Annotated in this window: 21 protein-coding genes; 8 read left to right on the forward strand and 13 right to left on the reverse strand. The window is 56.4% G+C overall.

Annotation, left to right across the window (positions count from 1 at the left end; translation table 11 throughout):
- Positions 1-331 precede the first annotated feature (331 nt).
- The 5 genes from GOB81_RS07560 to GOB81_RS07580 form a co-directional block, all read right to left on the reverse strand.
- The gene (locus tag GOB81_RS07560; protein WP_173569790.1) at positions 332-721 is read right to left on the reverse strand and encodes a flagellar biosynthesis regulator FlaF; all 390 of its coding nucleotides are present in this window, start codon (positions 719-721) and stop codon (positions 332-334) included.
- Between the two features lie 3 nt (positions 722-724).
- Positions 725-2,443, reverse strand: coding sequence for a hypothetical protein (locus GOB81_RS07565; RefSeq protein WP_173569791.1), 1,719 nt, complete (start codon positions 2,441-2,443; stop codon positions 725-727).
- A gap of 51 nt (positions 2,444-2,494) precedes the next feature.
- Entirely contained in the window at positions 2,495-3,415 is a 921-nt protein-coding gene (locus GOB81_RS07570; RefSeq protein WP_173569792.1) for a flagellin N-terminal helical domain-containing protein, read from the reverse strand.
- 72 nt (positions 3,416-3,487) lie between these two features.
- On the reverse strand, positions 3,488-3,922 hold the full coding sequence (locus GOB81_RS07575) for a flagellar biosynthesis repressor FlbT (RefSeq protein WP_173569793.1): 435 nt from the start codon (positions 3,920-3,922) through the stop codon (positions 3,488-3,490).
- Between the two features lie 197 nt (positions 3,923-4,119).
- Entirely contained in the window at positions 4,120-5,046 is a 927-nt protein-coding gene (locus tag GOB81_RS07580; protein WP_173569794.1) for a LysR family transcriptional regulator, read from the reverse strand.
- Between the two features lie 391 nt (positions 5,047-5,437).
- Between GOB81_RS07580 and rpsD the strand changes: the two genes are divergently transcribed.
- The 4 genes from rpsD (at position 5,438) to GOB81_RS07600 (ending at position 9,635) form a co-directional block, all read left to right on the forward strand.
- Positions 5,438-6,055, forward strand: coding sequence for a 30S ribosomal protein S4 (gene rpsD / locus GOB81_RS07585; protein WP_173569795.1), 618 nt, complete (start codon positions 5,438-5,440; stop codon positions 6,053-6,055).
- 116 nt (positions 6,056-6,171) lie between these two features.
- Positions 6,172-7,734: a peptide chain release factor 3 gene (locus GOB81_RS07590; protein ID WP_173569796.1), complete on the forward strand. Its 1,563-nt coding sequence runs from the start codon at positions 6,172-6,174 to the stop codon at positions 7,732-7,734.
- A 164-nt stretch (positions 7,735-7,898) separates the two neighbouring features.
- Complete coding sequence (locus tag GOB81_RS07595) at positions 7,899-8,702, forward strand: IclR family transcriptional regulator (RefSeq protein ID WP_173569797.1); 804 nt, start codon at positions 7,899-7,901, stop codon at positions 8,700-8,702.
- Positions 8,703-8,834: 132 nt separating this feature from the next.
- Positions 8,835-9,635 carry a DUF3108 domain-containing protein gene (locus GOB81_RS07600; RefSeq protein ID WP_173569798.1) on the forward strand — a complete coding sequence of 267 codons (801 nt, stop codon included), beginning with the start codon at positions 8,835-8,837 and terminating at the stop codon, positions 9,633-9,635.
- Between the two features lie 60 nt (positions 9,636-9,695).
- Here GOB81_RS07600 and GOB81_RS07605 read toward each other — a convergent pair whose 3' ends face one another.
- Positions 9,696-11,378 (reverse strand): M3 family oligoendopeptidase, encoded by a 1,683-nt coding sequence (locus GOB81_RS07605; protein ID WP_173569799.1) that lies wholly within the window; start codon positions 11,376-11,378, stop codon positions 9,696-9,698.
- 196 nt (positions 11,379-11,574) lie between these two features.
- On the opposite strand from GOB81_RS07605, the gene GOB81_RS07610 reads away from it, so the two are divergent.
- Positions 11,575-12,423, forward strand: coding sequence for a 2OG-Fe(II) oxygenase (locus GOB81_RS07610; protein WP_173569800.1), 849 nt, complete (start codon positions 11,575-11,577; stop codon positions 12,421-12,423).
- Here GOB81_RS07610 and GOB81_RS07615 read toward each other — a convergent pair.
- The 4 genes from GOB81_RS07615 to gluQRS all read right to left on the reverse strand — a co-directional run bounded on the left by GOB81_RS07615 (position 12,412) and on the right by gluQRS (position 17,381).
- A complete protein-coding gene (locus GOB81_RS07615) occupies positions 12,412-13,620 on the reverse strand; it encodes a pyridoxal phosphate-dependent aminotransferase (RefSeq protein ID WP_173569801.1) in 1,209 nt (402 codons plus the stop codon). The genes GOB81_RS07610 and GOB81_RS07615 overlap by 12 nt on opposite strands.
- Before the next feature lie 17 nt (positions 13,621-13,637).
- A complete protein-coding gene (locus GOB81_RS07620; protein WP_173569802.1) occupies positions 13,638-14,840 on the reverse strand; it encodes a pyridoxal phosphate-dependent aminotransferase in 1,203 nt (400 codons plus the stop codon).
- A gap of 246 nt (positions 14,841-15,086) precedes the next feature.
- Positions 15,087-16,391 carry a glycoside hydrolase family 68 protein gene (locus GOB81_RS07625; protein ID WP_173569803.1) on the reverse strand — a complete coding sequence of 435 codons (1,305 nt, stop codon included), beginning with the start codon at positions 16,389-16,391 and terminating at the stop codon, positions 15,087-15,089.
- Between the two features lie 111 nt (positions 16,392-16,502).
- On the reverse strand, positions 16,503-17,381 hold the full coding sequence (gluQRS, locus tag GOB81_RS07630) for a tRNA glutamyl-Q(34) synthetase GluQRS (RefSeq protein WP_173569804.1): 879 nt from the start codon (positions 17,379-17,381) through the stop codon (positions 16,503-16,505).
- Between the two features lie 216 nt (positions 17,382-17,597).
- On the opposite strand from gluQRS, the gene GOB81_RS07635 reads away from it, so the two are divergent.
- A complete protein-coding gene (locus GOB81_RS07635; protein WP_173569968.1) occupies positions 17,598-18,143 on the forward strand; it encodes an HNH endonuclease in 546 nt (181 codons plus the stop codon).
- 8 nt (positions 18,144-18,151) lie between these two features.
- On the opposite strand, the gene GOB81_RS07640 is transcribed toward GOB81_RS07635, so the two are convergent.
- From GOB81_RS07640 to GOB81_RS07650, 3 genes are all read right to left on the reverse strand, one after another.
- Positions 18,152-18,427 carry a hypothetical protein gene (locus GOB81_RS07640; protein WP_173569805.1) on the reverse strand — a complete coding sequence of 92 codons (276 nt, stop codon included), beginning with the start codon at positions 18,425-18,427 and terminating at the stop codon, positions 18,152-18,154.
- A gap of 205 nt (positions 18,428-18,632) precedes the next feature.
- The gene (locus GOB81_RS07645; RefSeq protein ID WP_173569806.1) at positions 18,633-18,842 is read right to left on the reverse strand and encodes a heavy-metal-associated domain-containing protein; all 210 of its coding nucleotides are present in this window, start codon (positions 18,840-18,842) and stop codon (positions 18,633-18,635) included.
- An 81-nt stretch (positions 18,843-18,923) separates the two neighbouring features.
- A complete protein-coding gene (locus GOB81_RS07650; RefSeq protein ID WP_173569807.1) occupies positions 18,924-21,290 on the reverse strand; it encodes a heavy metal translocating P-type ATPase in 2,367 nt (788 codons plus the stop codon).
- Between the two features lie 245 nt (positions 21,291-21,535).
- On the opposite strand from GOB81_RS07650, the gene GOB81_RS07655 reads away from it, so the two are divergent.
- Positions 21,536-22,138, forward strand: a complete 603-nt coding sequence (locus GOB81_RS07655) for a TadE/TadG family type IV pilus assembly protein (protein WP_242010128.1) — start codon at positions 21,536-21,538, stop codon at positions 22,136-22,138.
- Positions 22,135-22,731 (forward strand): TadE/TadG family type IV pilus assembly protein, encoded by a 597-nt coding sequence (locus GOB81_RS07660; protein ID WP_173569808.1) that lies wholly within the window; start codon positions 22,135-22,137, stop codon positions 22,729-22,731. Before GOB81_RS07655 ends, GOB81_RS07660 begins: the two co-directional genes overlap by 4 nt.
- Positions 22,732-22,733: the final 2 nt, after the last annotated feature.

Genomic DNA, 22,733 nt, shown 5'->3' on the forward strand with positions numbered 1-22,733 from the left:
TTAACCCCGGACCAGATGGCCAACAGCAGCGCCGTCAGAATGGCGGCATAACGACAACCGGGTATAGCTTATCAAGCCCACAAAACTGTCCGAACGGACGGGTCCACCTCTATCTTGTCTACAATTCAAGCTTATGCTCTTCCTCGCCCGCATCCAAGTCGCATAGACCAAGATACGACAGGCTGAAGGACCGACATTCAGACCTTCAGCACGGGATACTCTGCAGTCGAACAGTCAAAACAAAAGCCCAAGCACCCATTCCAACTCTCTCATGAAAAATAAATTCTGTAGATAGAATAATCCAGATTATATCTACCTACACTTTGCTATCTCAAGAAATAAGATGTGAATCGAAGTTTTCAGATTTTAAAAGATCAGGTTTTTTATTTTTCAAACCATCTAGCATGTCCTGATTGATGCTTATCAGAGGTTTAAGAGGTAAGTCATGCAGCATGGCCCGAATGCTATAACGCGTAGCCCACACAGATAATTTGAAAAGATTTTGCCTTAAATTTTCTGGCATTCCGTTATTTTCTATGCCTGTTTCGCGTAGAATAGCTGACCAGAGTTTTTGATTCATATTGAGAGCATGGAGGCGCGTTTTTTTGTTGTTCACACCTCTCAAAAGGACAATACTCTGTCCAAAAGCCATAATTTCAACTTGGCGAGAGTCCATAATGGCAGCCGTATTTTGGTTGTAACGCTTTATACCGTAATTCATTATTTAAACCTCCATTGGTGAGGTAAGAAAACGAGACTGATGGGTTGTCACAAAGTCCGGTAGTGCAGAAGCTACTTCTCGAATAGCATGGGTCAAACTACCTGGATATGAACGAAAAATACGCATGGTCGGATACCAAGGTGAATCGTTACGATTTTCCTGCCACCTCCAGCAACAGTCGCTTCTGGTGATCATCCAGACTGGTTTTCCTATTGCACCAGCGAGATGGGCGCATGAGGTATCAACGCTGACGATCAGGTCCAGATGGGTCATGAGGCCTGCCGTATCTTCCATGTCAGTCACGTGATCCATGGGGTCATGCAAAAAAGGACCGCTCCAATTCAGAAGCTCTTGGCGATTATCTCCCAATTGGAGACTTATAAAATCAATATTGTTATTTTCCAGAATTGGACGAAATCCTTCTAAAGTTGAAGATCGACTTTTGTAGAAAATTCCAAGATGTTTTCTGGTCGCTCCAGACCACACGAATCCAACACGTAGGTGTTTTTTTGGTGGGAGGAACTGTCCCATGCGCTGTATGGTTTCTTCTCGTGGCCGCAAATAAGGAACTGAAGATGGAATATTGGTTCCTAATTGTTCCTCGAGAGCCACGGGGAGCGACAGATAGGGACACGAAACATCGTATTTGATGTGGGAAGTATCTAGCCCGATGACCGTTGCTTGCGGAACGATGGAGGAAGTTATGCGCTTGAGAGGGTCAGGAACGGAAAGAACAATATCTGCTCCACTTCTTTCTAAAAATGGAACGTACCGTAGAAACTGGATGGTATCACCCAATCCCTGATCAGGCAGCAATAAAAGAGTTTTGCCGCGAATTGAACGTTCGCCTCGCCATGGACATTTTTCCGTTTGTGTACAAAATTCTTCTGTCACATATTCAGCGTAACGCCAGCCATCCCGGAATTGTCCTGCTTTAAGCAACGCCAACCCTAGATTAAACATTACAGGGCGGTTATTGGGCGTGAGAGACAATAATTCACGGAATGCCGCCGCCGCGTCGTTGGAGCGATTAAGGGCCACAAGCGCGAGGCCGTAAGAATTTAAGAGACCAATCTTGAGATTGGGTAAGGCAGATAATGCGGCTTCCGCGATCGCTGCGCTTGCCTCGAATGCTCCGACATTATTTAAAGCTATACAGAGTGTTTCGGAACAAATGATATTTTTTTTGTCTCGAAGAATGAGCTGCTGGTAAATTTGACAGCCTTCAAAAACTTCTCCTGATTTGATTAATTCCATGGCTAATAAAGCCATCATATCTTCATTTTCAGGATGATGTTTTCGATGCCATTTTAGCGCTGAGACTGTAACCTCAGGAGACTTTGTGCTAACCAGCGCCAAAGCGATTTTTAGAGAAATCTCTGTGTCAGAGGCATGTAAAGCGAAAAGCTCCAGCAATTGACTGAGGGCCTTGTTACGGTCCTGCCGAGCTTCAAGTTGGTAATGCAGAAAGGTGATACGCCATTCAACGTTGTCCGGATTTAGTTCTGCGGCGCGTTTCTGGCTGACGTAAGCCGCCTGGATTTCACCTTTTGCATATTGAGCAGCGGCCAGACAAAGCCATGCTTCAGGCCAAGTCGGATATTGCCGTATAGCCTCATTGGTTTTTTTTATTATTAAAGAGTAATTGTTGTTTTTTAATGCAAGGTTTAGTTCTTGCCCTAGTTTCTGTAATTTTTTAGATTTTTTGAAGTAATTATTCATTTGCCGTTCACATAAATAAAAAGAGGAGGGTTTTACCCCTCCTCTTTATTCTCAGCGGAAAAGGCTGAGAATATTCTGGGACGAAGACTTTGCCACGCTGAGCGAAGAAATCGCCAACGACTGTTTGGTCTGCAGTGAGGTCAGTTTAGCGCTTTCTTCCGCCATGTCGGCATCCGTAAGAGCACCAACACCCGACGTCAGGGAGTCAGACAGGTTGGACGAATAAGTCGTCATACCCGAAATCGTCTGCGATGCTGCCGCGAAGACATCCGACTTGGACGTCATCGACGTGATAGCTGACTGCACAGCCTGAATGGCTGACTGCAGGACCGTTGCTGTCGGGGTGGTAGACGAACTGAACAGAGCACTCAGATTTGAGGCGAGTGAGGAAACTGAACCGCCAAGAGTCGTGCTGCTTGTCAGGCCAAGGCTGTCCGTCAGTGCACCAGAGCTTGTAACGGATGTGACGGTGTTGGCCGCACCCTGAAGACCTGTCACATACTGCATGGTGTTGGTCAGCGTTGAAGAGGACACACCCGTTGCAGATGCAACGTCATTGGTGCCGTCCAGCAGATTCACACCGTTCACCGTGGCGTTACGTGCCATGGTATTGATCTGGTCCAGATAACCATCAACTTCTGACTGCACGGTTGATACGGAGACGCCCGTATTACCAGTGGAGGTGACAGCGCTCTGAATCAGCTGCAGCGTGCTGATGATGCTCGACGTTGCGGAGGATGTCGTGGTGACAATCTGAGCCGCAAAGCTGAGGCCATCACTAACAGCAGACAGACCCGAGATGTTGCCGTTCATCGACGCAGCGATGGCATAAGCCGCCGGATTGTCGCTGGCGCTGGAAACTTTCTGGCCAGTTGAAACGACGTTTTCTGTGTTGTTCAGGGCATTCGTGGTCGCATTGAGGCTCTCAAGAGCGACCATTGCTGCGCTGTTGGTGTTGATCGAAAGTGACATCGGATTTTCTCCAGTAAGGTTACTGCATTTTTTGCAGTGATCTCATAAAAGACTAAAAACACTAATGGAGAGTTAATGGTTCTCTGATTCGTTCAGACAATTGGATGATGGGCTGACATCCTGAAGCACCGCATCCTCATGGCGAATGATTCTCCGTGCGATTTTCAGTGCCTTGTAAAAATTATTTTCAGCAGCGGCTTTCATGGCATCACTCAGCAGCACACGAGCCGTGGTCGAGGTCGTTTCCTGCATGAAAGTGGTAATGTGGTACGTCGCCTCGGCAAGGGCTGTGAGCTTTTCTTCCGGAGTGCCCACGTAGGCTGTCTGCAAAGCGTAATAGATAAGGCGTGCAGGGCTATTGGCTTCTTCAGGTGGCATGATCTGGCGACCAAACAGGAAATTCGCGCGATTGGTCAGCCTGATTTGAGCTGCGCTAAGAAAATGGATGCCTCCTCCGTTGAGAATCATCCGATCTCCAGCTTCAAGCCGAATTCCAAGTCCTGCCATTTTGTGCACTCTCCATGCGTGTTTCGCTGTGGAGAAATTTGGCAGGAAAAGGTTTACATAAAGTTATATTGTCCCGTGAACGGCCGGGTAGTAACGGTTTCGAATAAAAGAATTCGGGCTTTGCCGACACATGGTTTGTGTAATCTTAGGCCCGCAAAGCTTGCGAAGGTCTATCTGAGTTAAAACGGAGAGTCTCGTCAGCCGACCGTTTGAACGGCTTGTCCTTGTTCTTCCCACTCGCCACACGCTTCTTTTAGCGCGGAAACAAATCGTCCAACCAGTGGGGCAGGGCGTCCTTTCAGCAGGGCTATCGCCAGGGTGGCTTTAGGGGCGGGTTCTTTAATCGGATGAAAAGTCACACCTCCCGCATGAATCTGCGAAAGAGATTGAGGCACAACGGAAACCCCAAGACCCGCCGCGACCAGTGGGACTGTCGCTGCGATCTGTGGGGCCTGCTGACCCATGCGGGGCGTGAAGCCAGCATGCTGACATGCCGACAAAATGGCATCGTGAAATCCCGGACCAAGTTCACGGGGAAAAATAATCAGCGGTTCGTTGGCCAGCATTTCGAGATGGATGGCTCCGTTGCCCTCATACACATGTCCACTCGGCAGAGCGGCTACCGTGGGTTCGTCAAGCAGCGGATAGACGGCGAGTTCCCGTTCATCCGTTACTGGCGGTCGGACAATCGCCACATCGACTCGCCGGTCATGTAATGCTGCCGACAGAGCGGGCGTGTTGCTCTCCTCAAAAGAAACAATCACTTCCGGCCACGCCTCCCGAAAGCGACGAATGGTCTGCGGAATGATTGGCAGCAGCGAGACCGCGCCAGCCAGACCCACTCTGAGATGACCCCTTTCGCCGCGAGCAAGTCCATGTGCAAGGGAAATGAAGTCTTCCTCCATGGCCAGCATGGCCTTTGCCTGCCCAAGAAGCGCAGCCCCGTTGTCTGTCAGTTCCACTCCCCGCGTCAGCCGATGAAAGAGCGTCACGCCCATAAGGCGTTCGAACTGCTTGATCTGCTGGCTGAGCGGTGGCTGCTCCATGCCGAGACTCATGGCGGCCTTTGTGAAGCTGCCGTGTTCAGCCACGGCCACAAAATATCGAAGCTGCCTCAACTCCATGGCGATGGGATCACTTTCTCAAATAGAGGAGGTATTCTGTTTCCGTATCCCCTGCATGCCGGGATAGCCAGAATTGAATGCCCGAGTGGCTTCTGGCCATTGATGCCGCAGGGTGCGGATGTCTGTATGAAGCGCTCGCGAATAAGGCTGAAAACCCGAGTCAACTCCTACATTCCCTTGACAAGAAGGGGGGTATCGCTTAGGTGCCCGACCCATTGCCGGGAACGTGGACGGACCGGCTGGCTGTTGGGGTGCCTGCTCCCCCCAGCCAGTGATACGGGACGCGCCCGCTTCGATCTGTTCGGGATCGGGGACTACCGGTGCCATAGGCGACCGGGGCTGTTAAAGCAGTCCTATTTGTCGCTGTTTTGATGAAGGTAAAGAGCGCACCATGAGTAAGCGCCTTGAGAGCAAGTACAAGATTAATCGCCGTCTCGGCGTAAACCTGTGGGGCCGCGCCAAGTCGCCGGTCAACAAGCGGGAATATGGCCCCGGCCAGCACGGTCAGCGCCGCAAGAGCAAGCCTTCCGACTTCTCCGTCCAGCTGATGGCGAAGCAGAAGCTGAAGGGCTACTACGGCAACATCAGTGAGAAGCAGTTCCGCAAATATTACGAAGAGGCCGTGCGTCGTAAGGGCGATACCTCCGAGAACCTGATCGGTCTGCTCGAGCGTCGCCTCGATGCTGTTATCTATCGCCTGAAGTTCGCTGTCACACCGTTCGCGGCGCGTCAGTTCGTGAACCACGGCCATGTGATGGTGAACGGCAAGAAGGTGAACATCCCGTCCTACCTCGTTCGCGAAGGTGACGTGATCGAAGTTCGCGAGAAGTCCAAGCAGCTTGCTGCCGTTCTGGATGCCGCGCAGAGTGGCGAGCGCGATGTTCCGGAATACATGGAAGTGGATCACCGCCAGATGAAGGGCTCGTTTCTGCGCGCTCCGAAGCTGTCCGATGTGCCATATCCGGTGCAGATGGAACCGAACCTGGTGGTCGAGTTCTACTCTCGCTGATTTCAGAACAATCCGGCTCTTGCGGGCTGGATTCCTTTTCAGGCGCCGGGCGGAGATCTTCTCTGCCCGGCGTTCCTGTTTTCATACCCAAGTAGCAAGTGCAGAGCCCGACAGCGATGACAGAAAGCCATGACAGACCGGTGAACCAGTCTTCTCTCGCTGATGCGATCAGTCGGCGCCGTACTTTCGCAATCATCTCCCACCCTGATGCTGGTAAGACGACACTTACCGAACGTATTCTCCGGGCCGGTGGCGCAATCCAGCTGGCCGGTAATGTGCGGGCAAAAGGGGAGAGGCGGCGGACACGCTCCGACTGGATGGGGATCGAGCGGGATCGCGGAATTTCCGTCGTGACCTCGGTGATGACCTTTGAATATGGCGGCTGCGTCTTCAATCTTCTCGACACCCCGGGCCATGAAGACTTCTCCGAGGATACCTACCGTACACTGACGGCGGTCGATTCTGCCGTGATGGTGATCGATGCGGCTAAAGGTATCGAAGACCGGACACGCAAGCTGTTCGAAATCTGCCGTCTCCGCGATATCCCCATTGTCACGTTCATCAACAAGATGGACCGGGAATCACGTGATCCGTTCGAAATTCTCGATGAAATTTCATCTTCCCTTGCGCTCGATACAACGCCGCTCACCTGGCCGATCGGTCGGGCTGCCACGTTTATCGGCACTTACGACATCCGGAACGATAAAACGCATACGCTGGTCCCGGTTGAGGAAACCGATCCCCGTATGATTCAGGTGCGTGAGGAACTGGAACTCGTCGACGCGGCGCTTCCGCCCTTCGAACGGGAAGCCTTCGACGAAGGCCATCTGACACCCGTGTTCTTCGGTAGTGCAATGAAGGAAATCGGGGTCACCGATCTTCTGGATGCCCTGGTGGCGTTTGGTCCGGCCCCGCGCGCCCAGAGTACCGAGACACGCGAAGTCACGGCTGATGAGCCGCAGATGGCGGCGCTTGTGTTCAAGATTCAGGCCAACATGGATCCGAACCACCGGGACCGCATCGCTTTTGCCCGTGTGTGTTCCGGAAAGCTTTCTCGCGGCATGCGTCTGTTCAACACCCGCACCGGCAAGGGATTTGTATTGCATACACCGCAATTCTTTTTTGCCCGTGATCGACAGTTGGCCGAAGAGGCATACGCTGGTGATGTGGTGGGCATTCCCAACCACGGCACGCTCCGGATTGGTGACACCCTGACCGAAGGGGAGGCGATCCGCTTTACGGGCGTCCCTCACTTCGCCCCCGAAATCCTGCGGCGAGTCCGTCTTGATGACGCGATGAAGGCCAAGAAACTGCGGCAGGCTCTGCAGCAACTTGCCGAGGAAGGCGTCGTGCAGCTTTTCCGCCCGCAGGATGGCGCACAGCCGATTGTCGGCGTGGTCGGAACCCTTCAGCTCGATGTGCTGCAGGAGCGCCTCAAGGGAGAATACGGGGTTGGGATCGGCTTTGATTCGACGCCGTTCTCGCTGGCACGTTGGGTGACAGGCGAACGCACGAAGATTGACACGTTCATGGCCTCAAATCGTTCCTCAATGGCGGACGATCTGGATGGCGATCCGGTCTTCCTCGCCAGCTCATCATTCATGATGAAGCGCACGGAAGAGATGAACCCTGATCTCGCCTTTCATGACGTCAAACAGATAGGTCTGGCAGTCGGGTAAGGGAGGCTGCGGCCGGTCGATATGAAGGAAAAATTCGTGTATCGGGCCGGTGGAGAACGAGATCGTGTTCGGCTTATTGTTGTTCATTATATTGAACACGATCCCGTATCTCGGATATACCCGATTCTCGGAAGCGCCGTCAAGGACAGTCGTAGGTCGTCAGCATGAAAGAAAATGAATCCGTTCCGGCCCTTCGGCGCGCTGTCAAAATTCTCGATCTGGTAAGTTCTCAGGACACACCTCTCAACGCTGCTTCCATAGCCCGGATGCTTGATCTGCCCCGCAGTTCGGCACACGGGCTGGTGGGAGTGATGACGGAACTGGGACTTCTTGAGGCAACAGGAGGGGCTGGATCAGGCTTCCGACTGGGGGCGCGTCTTCTTGACTGGGCGATCCAGGTCAGTCCCCGTCAGGATCTGCTGAATGCCTTCCATCAGGTCGTGGGAGAGCATCCTGAGCTGAGCGCCTACACGGTCAGTCTCAGCACGCTGGACGGTGAGGACGTTGTCTATGTGGCAAGTAGGGATAACGAAAAGGGCTTTGGCGTACACTATAATGTGGGCCTGAGGTTGCCTGCGATGTACACGGCGACAGGGATGGCGCAGCTCGGGGCGATGGAACCTGCTGTCCTGCGTCAGTGGCTGACGCTGTATCCTTTGTCTTCCTGGCCGGCTCCTCCTGCAACGGCAAAGTCGCTTGTTCCTTCTGTCGTGATGGATGAGATCGCGGAGGTGCGCCGAAAAGCCTATGCGGTGGACGATGAGCAGATTCACATGGGCGTGTGGTGTTTCGCGGCCCCGGTGCATGATCTTGCGGGCGCTGTCATCGCCGGTTTGGGGATCAGTCAGCCGAAACCGAAAGACAGCAAGGAGACCGAGGAGACCATCGGCCACCTCGTGCGGTCGATTGCGCGCGTGCTCTCGGGGCGCCTCGGGTATCGCGGACGTTGGGGTGCTACTGGCGAGTGACCTCGCACACGGCTAGACTGCCTCTCCATGATTGACAGTAAGCCGAGGCCTGTTTTGAACAATTCGAAAACACATGGCGACCGTCTCCGTAAAAGAAAGGGTCTTGCCCGTTGCGGCGTCGCTCTTGTTTTCATGACTATCCTGACCGGCGTTTCCCGAACAGGGTGGGCGGATGAGCCCGCGCCCGCGCAAATAGCGCCAGAGGGGGCTGTGACTTTCGGCAAACAGGTTGCCATCACATACACCGTCTATTCGCACTGGCTGCCCGTCATGAAGGTAGGGACGGATTTTCGTCTTGGTGAAAATCACTATGACGTTGATCTGACCGCGCGGGCTCAGGGTCTCTTCAGCCTTTTTTCAAACCTGAATGTGGAATCGGTCGCGCATGGGGCCATCAGTGGCGAGAGGGTGACGCCGTCCCGCTACGACAGCAGCGGCTGGAGTCGGCATGCCCAGCGGCATGTGATCGTCGATTATCCGCAAGGTCATCCTTATCTTGCCTTGCAGGACCCGGCGGAACCGGATCGCGAAAAAGTTGCGCCTGCGCTGGCTCAGGGAGCGGCGGATATTCTTTCGACAATGACGAAAATATTGCTGCAAGTTCGCGATACCGGAAAATGTGACGGAACTTTCGACATTTTCGATGGTGTCCGTTTGACCCGTTTCACGCTTCGAACAGATGGCAGCGACATGCGCCCGGATGTGTTCAACGAGAAAAAAGTTTCGGCTTTACGATGTGCTTTCAGTGGTTATCAGGTCGCCGGATTTATCATCGGGCATCAGGCAAAATCGTTACGGGAACCCCACGGCGGGATGATCTGGTTTGAGAGTGTTGCAGGGTTCGGTCCGGTACCCGTTCGTGCGGAGATGGAGCATCCCCATGTCGGGCATCTGACTGTTCAGCTTGAGCAGATCAAAAACGTGCCGAAGTAGGGGAGGCGAGGGAACGCCGGGAGGAACTCCCGGCGTTCCCTCCACCAAGTTTCTGTGAGATCAGTCGGCGGAAAGGCCGAGTTCGGCCGCCGCTTCCCTGACGACGTCCGCGAGAGCCCCCGGTGCAAAAGGTGACACCAGACCGGCATCAGCGATCAGCGTGGTGAAAGGCGCTGCTCCGCCTCGGGCGCACAGACCTTCATAGGCTGTCATGGCAGCCGCTTCATCCCGTCGCGACAGCAGCCACAACTGCATCGCGCAGCACAAAGCCAGCGTGTAATCAATGTAGTAGAGTGGGTTTCGGTAAATGTGCCCCTGAGCCTGCCAGCGGCCGCCTTTTGCCGGATAGGCTAGATCACCGTAATCACGCCAAGGCATGTAATGCTGCTCCAGACGTCGCCATGTGTCGTGGCGCTCTTCTGGCGTCATGTCGGGTCTGGCGTAGACCTCATGCTGGAAATGATCGACGCACACCCCATAAGGCAGGAAACTCAGCGAACTGATCAGATGCATGCGCCGGAAGCGATCGGCCGCACCGTCTTCCACCATCAGGTCCATATGAGGCCATGTGAGAAACTCCAGTCCCATGGAGTTGATTTCAGCAGCTTCCATGGTGGGCCAGAGTTCGTCTATCGTCGGAAGATCGCGACTGCGCCAGTTCTGGTAGGCGTGCCCCATTTCATGTGTGAAAACACTGATGTCGCCATGTGTGCCGTTGAAGTTGGCAAAAATGAACGGCATGCCAACATCAGGAAAAGCGGTACAGAAACCGCCCCCAGCCTTGCTGTCCCGGTTCTTGAGGTCGAGATATCCCCCTTCGACCATGGTTTTGAAAAATGGCCCAAGCCCACCGGACATCCGATCGAACATGTTCTCTGCGCGTTCAATAAGCAGATCGTAATCTCCGGCAGGCTTGGGATTGCCCTTCGGATCAATGAAATTCTCGTCCCAATAATGCAGGTCGGGCCATCCCATTTCGGTGCGGCGTTGTTCCAGCAGCAAAGCGATCAGCGGCGTGACATGGGTAGCGACTTCCTCGCGGAAGCGTGCAACGTCCTCCGGTCCATAATCCACGCGCCGCATGCGACGATATCCGAGGGGCGTGTAGGTCTCGAAACCCAGCGTGCGGGCCATATCCGTGCGCAGCGCGACAAGCCGGGCATACAGGTCGTCAAGTGTCGCACCGTTTTCAGCGAAAAAAGCCCAGCGCGCCTGTTCGGCTTTGTGTCGGACAGAGCGATCCGCATGTTCAAGCCAGGGAGCGAGACCGGAGAGATTGACGGTTTCGCCGCCGACCTCAATCCGTGCCGAGGCCAACAGCGCCGTGTATGCGCTTGTAAGCTTGGCCTCCTCTTCGAGCGCCTGTTCAATACGGGTGTCGAAAGTGGTGATGTCACTCTTCCAGAGAGCGATAACATGCTCGCCGACGACGGAGCGGGCTCTGTCAATGAGAGGCTCTGCAAGCAGGCGTTTCTTGATGCTGACCTCATGGGCCGTGGCTTTTGGCGAGAGATGGTCGGCGTAATCCCGATCCTCTTTCGCCTTTTCGCTCGTCGTGTCCTGAGCGAACCGTAGATGAACGAGCGCGCTCCAGCTGTCCAGAGTGCGCCTCTCCCGGTCAAAGCGACTCAGGGCGCCAGCAATGTCGCCAGCATCCAGAAGGGAGGCGACCACACCGAAGCTTTCGGCAAGACTGGCCTCGGTCGGGCGTGGAAAGGTAAGACTGGCAAAGGTTTGGGTCATGTCTCATATCGTGCATGGAGCGTGGCTTGGCGTCCATCCTGTTTGTGAGTAGATGTATTTCAGGAGTCGAGCCGATTTTTGTATCATTTTCATGGTATCTTAGACATTTTGTAGACAGTTGAACGTCTCAAACTCGGAGAGGCGCCTGAAATTGGACGTGCCCAACGAAAATTTCCAAAATCAGAGCTCCCTGTGCATGCCGCAGTTGCAGGAAGAGCTATGTCCTGATTGGAACGTGCCCTCTCCAGCCGATATCACCACGCTTAATCGCGAGTTTCGCGAAGCAAAACCTTTTCCTTACCTGGTTCTGGACAATCTGTTTGACCGGAACGGCCTCACTCAGATCCTGCATGACACTGAATCTGCCAGTGAACTTGCCTGGGAGCCGCATTACACACGGCTGCAAAGAAAACGGGTTGCGCGCAGCCTGCCGGAAATGCCGCCATCGCTCGCACGGTATTTCGCGCTCACTCATTCTCCGGATTTCATGAATTGTCTGGAAAAACTAACGGGTCTGTCCGGTCTGCAGTCCGATGCCAGTCTTTTCGGCGGAGGACTGCATGAAGCCGACCCAGACGGCCATTTCGAAATTCACCTCGATTTCCAGACCCATCCGGTAACGCGACTCAGCAATGCGCTTGTCGTCATCACTTATCTCAATCCGGACTGGCAGGAAGGAAAAGGCGGCGAACTGGAACTTTGGAATGCGGTGACCCGGAAGCCCGAAGCAAAAGTTGCGCCGCTTTTTGGGCGCACGCTGATCATGAGCCAGTCAAAAATCGCGCTGCACGGGTATCCCAGACCACTTGCCAGCGGAAAACGGCGTGCGCTGATTACTTATTTCTACACAAGAGATAAGCAGGATTCCCAGAAGGCAATGTATAACACGCATTATCTGCGTCGGCCGGGATTGCCGCTGGACCGCCATATCCAGATGGTCATGCGTGATTACCTGCCGAAACCTCTGGTCACCACCCTGCGTCGCGCCCGTTCCCACCTTGTCCATCAATGGCGGGAACGGAAAGGGGGTTCCTCACACCAGTGAGGCGATGAACCGGGCGATGCGTTTGAGGGCCTCGTCCAGCACCGTGTCCGCGGTGGCGCAGGACAGGCGGACGTATGGCGCAAGACCGAAGGCGCTGCCGGGAACTGTCGCTACATGCGCTTCTTCAAGCAAAGCCATGCAGAAGGCGGTATCGGTATCCAGCACTCGTCCACCGGGCGTCTTGCGACCGATGAGACCGGTGATACCGGGATAAACGTAAAAGGCTCCTGCGGGTTTGGCACAGGTCACGCCGGGAATCTCGCGCAGGCCGGAGACCATCAGGTCACGGCGACGCTCATATGTCGTGACCATTTCCCGGATCAGGTCCGGCGGCCCATCCAGCGCGGCGGCAGCAGCGGCCTGTGCCACGGTGCAGACACCGGACGTGGCATTGCTCTGCACAGCCCGCATCGCCGCGATCAGGCGCTTCGGACCACCCGCGTAACCCACACGCCAGCCGGTCATGGCATACGCTTTCGCAACGCCATTCATGGTGAGAACCCGGTCACGCAGGTCCGGAGCAATGGCCGCAAACGATGTAAATCGGTTGCCGTCGAAAACGAGATGCTCGTAGATCTCATCCGACAGAATCCATACGTCGGGATAGTCACGCAGAACTTCGGCAATCCCCTTCATATCCTCCTCCGAGCAGATGCCGCCGGTCGGATTGTTGGGGAAATTCAGCACCAGCCACTTCGTGCGTGCTGTCATGACGGCAGCAAGGCGCTCGGGTCGCAGGCTGAACCCGTCCGTCTCGTCGCACACCGGATGGACCGGGACGCCCCCGAACATGCGGGCGATCAGTGGGTAGCTGACCCAGTAGGGCGCAGGCACCACCACTTCATCACCCGGATTGATCGTCGCCATGAAGGCGTTGAAGATCACCTGCTTGCCGCCATTGCAGACAAGCAGTTCATCCTGCGCGAAGTCGAGGCCGTTTTCGCGGCTGAACTTGCGGGCGACAGCGGCTTTCAGTTCCGGTGTGCCATCGACCGGTGGATACTTGGTCTTGCCTGCCAGCGCCGCCTGATGTGCGGCTTCCACGGCAGCCGCCGGGGTGGCGAAATCGGGTTCGCCCAGCGCCAGAGAGATGATGTCGTGTCCCTCGGCCTTCAGTTCCCGTGCGCGCCGCGCCATCTCGATGGTTGCTGGGGCAGGGAGCCCATCAAGCCGTGTGGCAAGGGTCGGTCCGGTCATGGGGCGCTCTCTTCCAGTCACCGCAGCCCGGCGCAGAAGCGCTGGATGCGGGTGCAGGCTTCACGAAGGCTGTCAGTGTCCGTTGCATACGACACGCGGAAATGACCGGCGAACATGAAAGCCGAACCATGCACGGCGGCTACGCCTTCGTCATTCAGCAGCGCCGTCACGAATGCTTCGTCCGTGTCGATAACTGTGCCGTTTTCGGTGCGTTTGCCGAAACAGCCACTCATCGACGGGAACACGTAAAATGCACCTTCAGGACGGGCGCAGGTAATGCCCGATGCCTGATTGAGCATTGATACGACAAGATCCCGGCGCTCGCGATAGGTTGCGCACATGGTGGCAATGAAATCCTGCGGCCCGCTGACAGCCTCAAGCGCCGCCGCCTGCGCGATGGAGCATGGGTTGGAGGTGGACTGCCCCTGCAGTTTGTTCATGGCTTTAGTCAGTTCCAGCGGCGCTCCCGCAAAACCGATGCGCCAGCCGGTCATGGCATAGGCCTTGGACACCCCATTCATGGTGACGGTGCGGTCACGCAGACGCGGCTCGACCTGCACGATTGTGGCGGGCCGGAAGCCATCGTAAACCAGCTTGTCATAGATATCGTCGGTAAAGATCCACACATTCGGATGCTTCAGAAGGACATCGCAGAGCGGCCGGAGGTCTTCCGCGGAGTAGGTCGCGCCTGTCGGATTGCAGGGCGAGTTCAGGAAGAACCACTTGGTCTTCGGCGTAATGGCCGCTTCCAGTTCCTCCGCCGTCAGCTTGAAACCGTTTTTGGCGCGACACGGAACAATGACGGGATTGCCATCCGCCAGCGCCACAATATCCGGGTAGGATACCCAGCATGGGGCAGGAATGATCGCTTCATCGCCCTTGTTTATCGTGGCGACCATTGCGTTGTAGATCACCTGCTTGCCGCCGGTAGAAACGATGATTTCCTCAGGCTTGTAATCCAGCCCCGAATCCAGACGGAAACGTTCGGCGACGGCGGCGCGCAGGGCAGGAGTGCCCGCGACGTCCGTATATTTCGTCTGTCCGGTTTCGATGGCCCGGATTGCCGCGGCCTTGATGTTGGCAGGGGTGTCGAAATCCGGCTCACCCGCCGAGAGGCTGACGATGTCGCGTCCCGACGCCTTGAGCGCGCGCGCTTTTGCCGTAATGGCAATCGTCTGGCTCGGACTGATCTTGTTCAGGCGGTCGGCGATGAAGGGCATAGGTTCGATCCCGGGAAATGCAGGCCGGAAACATCTCACTGGTCTCCGGGGGTCGGCCCCACGCCGACGGCGAGGGAAGATAGAATCTTTTTCCCGCCAGCGGAACCGCTTCCTCGCGGGCAGTAAATCCCGTGACCGTGAGGGACTGAGCGGAGAGAGAACGGCAAGGGCCGGAACAGTCATCCTGTTCCGGCCCCGGCACATTCAGATCATAACGGGCATTTCAACCCGGAATGGTCTTTTGGTTCAGGAAGCGGGACGATGATCCCACGCCTTGCCCACGGGCCATGCTGCCTGAGCATAGACCTGTCCATAACCATGGACTTCCGACAGGAACGTTCGATCTCCGTCGAGTTCGATCTTGACGGTCGGCGCCAGCGTCGCGCCGATGCGGTATGTGTCCGGATTGTTCGGATCTGTGCCAGGAGCCGGCAGCGTGTCGATAAACGCCTGCACATATCCGGCCGGGTCCACGAAGTGCGAGTAGGTTTCGTAAGGAGCGGACGACGGGTTGCCCAGCACCAGGCCGGAGGAATTCAGCGGCTTGTAAGGGCCAAACACGCCATTCTCCGACACGAAGCCATAAACACCATCCGGACCGGACAGGTTGCCGGTATAGGTGCTGTGATGGCTGATGGTGAACAGGTAGGTCAGGCCGTTGCTAAACACGATATGAGGCCGTTCCATCTGGTCGTTCACACCAAGAGCCGTGAGGAGCGGGTCAAGCTGTGTCCAGCGGTCGCGTGAAAAATCGCCACTTTTATAAGCGCCATCATCCAGCACCGCGATGCCGATCGATGCCGCACCATACTGGGCCCCCGCATCCACACTGAAGCCAGGAGGCAGAACCCCCTCTTCTTCACTGCCGATGGTGAACTGGCCACGCATGCCAGCGACATTGCTTTCATACAGGCAGTAAACGCGACCATCGTCCGGGTTTACGAACGGGTGCGGATCACGGAAGTCGAAATATGCGTCCTGCTGCGCATTGGCGTTGTGCACGCCGTCAGCCGAGAACATCTCAGTCGTGGTCTCGAAACCACCGAACCAGACACCATTCGCGTCAGCATAGATCTGACCGCTGGCAACGGAAGGCACCGACTGATTGACCGGTGAATCGGCTTCCGACGTATAGAACATGTCGACGACGTTACCCATGCCTTCGCGCATGATCAGTCCACCGGACCATTCATGTGGACGAATGTCGGCAGACGTCTCCAGCAGGCGACCGCCCCACTGCCAGTCAGCGCCATTGCCCGTGCGGGAATACCAGTAACCGATATAGGCGCCGTTATTGCGGGAATGCCATTCGTCGTAAATATTAGAGTTTGTTAGATCAACCTTGTCCACCGCGAGCGACCAGATCACATACCAGCCCTTAAAAGTGACGGTCTGGCCATGAATGTTCCGGAGCGCACCCGTATCCCAGATCATCACCGCCTCATCCATCGTCGGGAAGTTCTGATCGATAACCGGCATGGTCGTGGTCGGGTCGTCGGCGTGGACTTTCAAAGCGTCGGCAATAGTCCAACGTGACGTATAAGAAGTCATTTAGTTTTTAATTCTCCAGATTATTCCATGTCGGGCCACGACACGGCGGAGAATGACTGTCCTTACGACAGAAGGAGCCCCCTCTTTGTTCTTTCTTTGAAAAAGGCTCTCTCAGATAGCGACACCCGCCGCCTGACGGACCTCACGAGGACTCATGCCAGCCTCACGCATGGTCCGAAGGGAAAGCGCCCCGTTACGTTTGGAAAGCTTCTTCCCGGTTGCGTCCCTCAGCAGGGGATGAAAAGCGTAGACAGGCTCAGGCCACCCCATAACCGTTTGTAGTAAACGGTGAATGGCTGTGGCCGCACGCAGTTCTTCCCCCCGCGTGACAAGCGTGACGCCCTGTGCCGCATCATCGTGAGTGACGCAGAGATGGTAGGAAGCGGGGATATCCTTACGGGCAAGAACGACATCGCCGAACGCTTCCGGACGACACGGCACGAGTCCGCGTCCTTGCTCCCAATAGGTCAGGGCAGGCGCAGCAACATGGAGCAGTGCTGTCTTCACATCCAGCCGCAGAGCGTAAGGAGCACCGGAATCGGTCCGTTGCGTTCGTTCCGCATCAGTGAGGTGTCGACAGGTTCCGGGATAAATCAGACTGCCATCGGGGGCATGATGTTGAGCGGAACCTGAGGCCGCCGCCTCCCGCGCGACATCGGTGCGGGTGCAAAAGCATGGATAGATCAGGCCGCGTTTCTGAAGTGTGTCGAGTGTCTCGCGATAGAGCGGCATGCGATGGGACTGGCGTAAAACGGTTCCTTCCCAGCGCAAACCCACCCATGCAAGATCGTCCAGCATTTCGCCGATTAAGGCTTCCCGGCATCTTGTGGTGTCGATGTCCTCGATGCGCAGAAGGAAGCGGCCGTCCTGTCCCGCATGCTGTCGGGCGAAGAAAGCCGATGCAACATGGCCGAGATGAAGAGAGCCGGTGGGGCTGGGAGCGAAGCGTGTAACCCACTGACTGTCATCGGAAAAAAGAGAGGCCGTCATGATGTCATCATAGGAAGGGGGAAGGTGTTTTTCCAATTGTCATGGAAATCTCATGGCAGGCAGGCTGGAGTTTTCTTGCAGTCTGGAAAAAGCTGAGCCTATAGTTGAGAAAGACTTCTCGACGACGCGTGGCCCATGGCATGCAGTTAAGAGTTTGGCCAAGTGGATCATGAGCCGTCTCCGGGAAAAAGGAAGCGCGCCTTGTCCGTCGGCAGTATGCACTATCCGTCACTCGTTCTGAATGCAGATTTTCGTCCACTCTCCTATTTCCCCCTGTCACTATGGTCATGGCAGGACACCATCAAGGCTGTGTGTCTTGATCGCGTATCAGTGCTGAGCGAATACGATGAAGAAGTTCGCTCTCCAAGCTGCAGGATGAAGTTGCCGAGCGTGATCGCGCTCAAGGAATATGTTCCCACAGCCCGGCGCCCGGCGTTCACGCGCTTCAATCTGTTTCTGCGCGATAATTTTTCCTGTCAGTACTGCAATGATCAACTCCCCACTCAGGAATTGACATTTGATCACGTCGTGCCCCGCAGCCGGGGAGGGCGGACGACTTGGGAAAATATCGTCACGGCCTGCAGTTCCTGCAATCTGCTGAAAGGATCGCGGATGCCGCACGAGATCCGGATGTTCCCGCGTAGAAATCCCGCCCAGCCCTCGTCCTGGGAGCTACAGGACAACGGACGCGCCTTTCCGCCGAACCACCTTCACGAAAGCTGGCGCGATTATCTCTACTGGGATGTCGAACTGGAAAGCTGAGGCCGAACTTACTTCGTGTAGCTGTAGCCGTATTCGTCGGCCATTGCCTGCAGGTCGGGAGCCCCCTTCAGATTGAAGGGAATGACCTTGGCGTTGCTTTCACCGAAAATCATGTTGTGATTGGTGAGACGTTGGCAGGTATTGGCGGCGATCGGGAAGGAAAGACGCACTTCACTGCTCATCTGCTTGCGCAGGCAGGAGATGTCCGTGTCAGTCAGGGTGCGTCCCATTTCCGCCGAACACCCTCCAAGACATAACAGTGCCGCCGGAAGCAGGCGCTGCATGACGTTTCTGCGCAAATTGAAAGCGGTTGAAGACGTCACAGCAGTTCCTCGTTCGTCTTTGCATTGAGCAGACAGGTTTTCACGCGCCCCGATCGGGACGACGCGGCACTCTGCCATGTTTGATGGAGCGGAAAAAGGCGGACAACAGCATTCCCCCCGCGTGTCGTCCGCATGGCGTTGCTTCTGATTGCAGGGGTGTGCCGTGTCAGCTCAGAACTTCGAAGCCCGCAGCCTCGAGGGACGGGGTGAAGCTGGAAGGACTTGTCTCTGATGGGTCATAGTCCACCTTGACGGCCCCTTTTTCCAGTGAAGGAGTCGCTTCCTTCACGCCCGGAATGCCTTCAAGCGCGCGCTTTACCGCAGTCACGCATCCGTCACAGGTCATTCCCTGGACGATAAGCGTCGTGGTCGTCATGATGCCTTACTCCCTGATGAGCTCCGTTTTGCGTTACCGCTCATCACGACCATCCTCTGCTCAATCGCTATTGTCCACCCTTCACTCCGTTTCTTTGTCGGGGAGAGGTTTCCATCGATTGAGCATCAGCGCGCTGGCGACAACCGAGACTGAACTCATCGCCATGGCTGCTCCGGACACCATCGGCGGCAGTACACCAAACGCCGCCAGCGGCACGCCCAGCACGTTATAGATGCAGGCAAAGAAGAGATTCTGATGGATCTTGCGCGACGTCGCCCGTGATAACCGGATGGCATCCGCCAGCGCCAGAAGCTGCGACCGCATCAGCACTACATCGGCGGTTTCGAGTGCGACATCGGTGCCGCCTCCCATGGCAATCCCCACATCCGCCGTCGCCAGCGCAGGGGCATCATTGATCCCATCACCCACCATGCCGACAAGCGCCCCTTGCGCAGCAGACTGCCGGGCCTTTTTCACTTCTGCCGCCTTGTCGCCGGGCAGGACACCCGCAATCACCTCGTCAATCCCGACCGACGCCGCAACCCGTTTCGCGGCGGCTTCCGTATCCCCCGTCACCATAATGGGGCGTATGCCGTAGCTCCTGAGCAGCGTGATGCAGCGTGCCGCATCCGGACGAAGGGTATCGGCGACAGCAATCCATCCCAGAAGCAGGCTGTTCTTCTCCACACCGATGAGCGTTTGTCCCGAAAGGGCGGCCTGAGCCGCTGCGCCTGTGGGTTCCTCGCCAAGAAAACGGGCTGAACCGAGGCGCACAGGAACGCCATCGCACAAGCCTGCCAGCCCATGACCTGCGCTGGTCGTATTCTCCGTGATCGCGACGGGCTGCACATTTCGAGCCACGGCGGCATCGCGCACGGCTCCGGCAAGCGGATGTGAGGAGTCACTTTCCAGTCCGGCCGCCACGGCGAGCAGATGCGTGTCCGTTTCGCCCGAGGCGGGGAACAGTCCCGTTACCTGCGGTTTTCCTTCAGTCAGCGTGCCGGTCTTGTCCATGAGCAGGACCCGTATACGCCCCATCTGCTCCAGCGCCTCGGCCGAACGGAACAGCAGTCCGGCCGCCGCACCGCGCCCGGCCCCGACCATGATCGCCGTCGGGGTAGCAAGACCGAGCGCGCAGGGGCAGGCGACCACAAGGACCGCGACAGCGTTGATCAGACCCCGCGCGAACGATCCCGTGGCGAGCCAGCCGCCTCCCAATGTCAGCACCGCGATGACCAGGATAATCGGGACGAAAATGCTGGAAACCCTGTCGACAAGCCGTTCTATCGGCGCTTTGGAGCCCTCGGCTTCGCTCACCATGCGGGTGATCCGGGCCAGCGCCGTGTCGGAACCAACCGCCGTGGCTTTCACACGCAACACGCCTGCCCCGTTAATGGTTCCCCCTTTCACCGCGTCGCCGGGACCACGCGAGGCGGGCATGCTCTCGCCGGTCAGCATGGCCTCGTCGAGACTCGATTCTCCGTTCAGAATCTGACCGTCCGTCGGCACGGCTTCACCGGCTCGGACGATGAAGATGTCTCCAGTCGCCAGCGAAGCCGCCGGTCGATCCTCGACGCCGTGCGTCGTCTCGATATGGGCGGTCGCAGGCTGAAGCCTGATGAGCCGTTCTACACCAGCCGCCGCCCGATCCTTTGCGCTGCTCTCCATCAGCCGTCCGGCCGTGACCAGCGTCAGGACTGTGGCGCCGGATTCGAACCACACCTGTTCCGGCAGATGAAACACCGTGACAATCACGCTGGCGAGCCATGCGACCGTCGTGCCCAGCGCGACGAGCACGTCCATGTTCGCGCCCCCACCGCGCACGGCGGCCCACGCACTGCGATAGAATTTCGCTCCAAGACCGAACTGCACCAGCGTCGCCAGCACCAGTTGTACCCCTCGCGGCAGCATCACATGAGCGCCGGGAACCATATCCAGCAGAAGAGGAAGAGTGAGGAGCACACCAGCGACAAACTCGATCTTCAGACGAAGTCTTTCCCGCCTGCGCCTGTCGTGGCGCTGATCTTCATCCGTGCCTGCCACGGTGGCCGTGTAGCCTGCGCGCGACACAGCTCCGATCAGATCGTTCGCCGAGGAAAGGCCGGGAATAAAATCGATTTCAGCCCTGTTGGTGGCGAGACTCACGCTGGCGGAAACGCCTTCAATCCGGTCGAGAACCCGGGTGATCCGTGCCGAGCAGGACGCACAGGTCATGCCGTCGATGGCCAGTGTGATGTGTTCATGCGGGACACTGAAACCGGCTTTCTCCACAGCGCCTTCGAGGTCTGAAAGCGAAGTCTGTTCCGTGCCCAGATCTATGGCAGCCTTTCGTGTGGCGAAACTGACCTGCGCTTTCACGCCGGGAAGACGATTCAGCACTTTTTCCAGTCGTGTCGCACAGGCCGCACAGGTCATTCCCTCAACGGGCAGAGACAATGTCGTTGTCATGGGTGAAGTTCCTGCGAGCCTGCTTTTTGGTTCGGAAAAGGTGATTTTTCGTGTTGAGAGACATTCTCATCATCCCGTGGGGATCATATGCCTGATGGCGGGGAAAGTCCTTTTCTTTCCCTCGAGCCCTGAAGGGCATTCGTAAACACTATTTTAAGCCGAGTAGATGATCCTGCGGCACATCGGGACAGGGATGACTGTGTTTATCGGGATGAGATCTGGGCTGTCGTTGCCACGGAAACAAGATGAACAGCACATCTGACCCTTCAGGAGACGTGAATGTCTCCTTCCGTTGCGCCAGTCTCTGCGCTCCTGTGCAGGGGGCTGAGCAGTTTCCGGAACGCCGCTTTCTGTCTGACGAGCGCGGCGTGGTCATCGTCGAATTTGCGCTCCTCATACTGCCTCTGACAGCCATGATTCTGGCCTCTCTTATCATGAGCATCGTATATTTCACCCAAAGTGCTCTGGATGCCGTTTCCGACCAGATGTCCCGCGAGATCCTTACGGGACAGGCGCCTGCCGCCGGAGATGCCGGAGAGTTCAAAAGCACTGCCTGTTCGCTGCTGCCTTCCTACATGTCGTGTTCCAATCTGCTGATCAACGTTCAGTCAGTCAGCAGTCTGGCAGACGCAAATATTGCGACGCCTCAGATCACCGTAGGCGCAAGCGGGGAGGTTTCGGCCTCGACAAACTATGATCCGGGAACGGCGGAAAGCGTTGTCGTGATGCAACTGATGTATGCTCTTCCTGTCCTGAGATCGGTCGGCGGCTTTACCGCCGCCACGCTCACCAACGGCTCGCGCCTCATCGTCTCCACGTCTGTGATCAAGGTGGAGCCCTCTTCATGAAGCGCTCTGTATTCAGGAAGCGGTGGGCGCATTTCCGGGCTTGCCGGGACGGTGTCGCCGCAATCGAGTTTGCTCTCCTGACGCCGATCCTGATCGTCATGATCATCGGCGGAGCCACGGTGGAGGAGGCGATCGTCGTATCGCGCAAGGTGACGGCGGCTGCTCACACACTTGCAAACGTCACCACGCAGTACACTTCGGTTTCCACCGACGATCTCTCGCTGGTGCTCTCTGCATCCACTCTTGTGCTTGAGCCTTATCCCTCGACACCCGCAAAGCTCATTGTTTCGGAATTGTCAGTCACATCGGATGGGACAGGCACCGTCGTCTGGAGCAACGCCGTGAACACCACGGCGCGCGCCGTCGGGTCGACGATCTCCGTTCCGGCGACGGCTGTGTCCAGTTCGAGTTCGGATTCCTCGTCAAGCTCGTCAACAACATCGACCACGACCTACCTGATCTACGGCGAAGTCACCTATGACTACACGCCGCGTATGGCGAACGCATATATTTCAGGTATCCAGTTTTCCGAAAGTCTCTTCATGGTCCCGCGAAGATCGGATTCCATTCCGCTCACCACGTCATCAACCTGAGG

The organism is Acetobacter conturbans (assembly GCF_011516755.1).
GTDB lineage: Bacteria > Pseudomonadota > Alphaproteobacteria > Acetobacterales > Acetobacteraceae > Acetobacter > Acetobacter conturbans.

What these genes read in the sequence shown, in the direction of transcription:
- rpsD (WP_173569795.1), top strand. Translation starts at nt 5,438, where the DNA reads ATGAGTAAGCGCCTTGAGAGCAAGTACAAGATTAATCGCCGTCTCGGC.
- GOB81_RS07645 (WP_173569806.1), bottom strand. Translation starts at nt 18,842, where the DNA reads ATGACGACCACGACGCTTATCGTCCAGGGAATGACCTGTGACGGATGC.
- GOB81_RS07655 (WP_242010128.1), top strand. Translation starts at nt 21,536, where the DNA reads ATGAACAGCACATCTGACCCTTCAGGAGACGTGAATGTCTCCTTCCGT.
- GOB81_RS07600 (WP_173569798.1), top strand. Translation starts at nt 8,835, where the DNA reads ATGACTATCCTGACCGGCGTTTCCCGAACAGGGTGGGCGGATGAGCCC.
- GOB81_RS07620 (WP_173569802.1), bottom strand. Translation starts at nt 14,840, where the DNA reads ATGCCCTTCATCGCCGACCGCCTGAACAAGATCAGTCCGAGCCAGACG.
- GOB81_RS07565 (WP_173569791.1), bottom strand. Translation starts at nt 2,443, where the DNA reads ATGAATAATTACTTCAAAAAATCTAAAAAATTACAGAAACTAGGGCAA.
- gluQRS (WP_173569804.1), bottom strand. Translation starts at nt 17,381, where the DNA reads ATGACGGCCTCTCTTTTTTCCGATGACAGTCAGTGGGTTACACGCTTC.
- GOB81_RS07580 (WP_173569794.1), bottom strand. Translation starts at nt 5,046, where the DNA reads ATGGAGTTGAGGCAGCTTCGATATTTTGTGGCCGTGGCTGAACACGGC.
- GOB81_RS07560 (WP_173569790.1), bottom strand. Translation starts at nt 721, where the DNA reads ATGAATTACGGTATAAAGCGTTACAACCAAAATACGGCTGCCATTATG.
- GOB81_RS07635 (WP_173569968.1), top strand. Translation starts at nt 17,598, where the DNA reads ATGCACTATCCGTCACTCGTTCTGAATGCAGATTTTCGTCCACTCTCC.
- GOB81_RS07595 (WP_173569797.1), top strand. Translation starts at nt 7,899, where the DNA reads ATGAAAGAAAATGAATCCGTTCCGGCCCTTCGGCGCGCTGTCAAAATT.
- GOB81_RS07640 (WP_173569805.1), bottom strand. Translation starts at nt 18,427, where the DNA reads ATGCAGCGCCTGCTTCCGGCGGCACTGTTATGTCTTGGAGGGTGTTCG.
- GOB81_RS07625 (WP_173569803.1), bottom strand. Translation starts at nt 16,391, where the DNA reads ATGACTTCTTATACGTCACGTTGGACTATTGCCGACGCTTTGAAAGTC.
- GOB81_RS07605 (WP_173569799.1), bottom strand. Translation starts at nt 11,378, where the DNA reads ATGACCCAAACCTTTGCCAGTCTTACCTTTCCACGCCCGACCGAGGCC.
- GOB81_RS07615 (WP_173569801.1), bottom strand. Translation starts at nt 13,620, where the DNA reads ATGACCGGACCGACCCTTGCCACACGGCTTGATGGGCTCCCTGCCCCA.
- GOB81_RS07650 (WP_173569807.1), bottom strand. Translation starts at nt 21,290, where the DNA reads ATGACAACGACATTGTCTCTGCCCGTTGAGGGAATGACCTGTGCGGCC.
- GOB81_RS07590 (WP_173569796.1), top strand. Translation starts at nt 6,172, where the DNA reads ATGACAGAAAGCCATGACAGACCGGTGAACCAGTCTTCTCTCGCTGAT.
- GOB81_RS07610 (WP_173569800.1), top strand. Translation starts at nt 11,575, where the DNA reads ATGCCGCAGTTGCAGGAAGAGCTATGTCCTGATTGGAACGTGCCCTCT.
- GOB81_RS07660 (WP_173569808.1), top strand. Translation starts at nt 22,135, where the DNA reads ATGAAGCGCTCTGTATTCAGGAAGCGGTGGGCGCATTTCCGGGCTTGC.
- GOB81_RS07575 (WP_173569793.1), bottom strand. Translation starts at nt 3,922, where the DNA reads ATGGCAGGACTTGGAATTCGGCTTGAAGCTGGAGATCGGATGATTCTC.
- GOB81_RS07570 (WP_173569792.1), bottom strand. Translation starts at nt 3,415, where the DNA reads ATGTCACTTTCGATCAACACCAACAGCGCAGCAATGGTCGCTCTTGAG.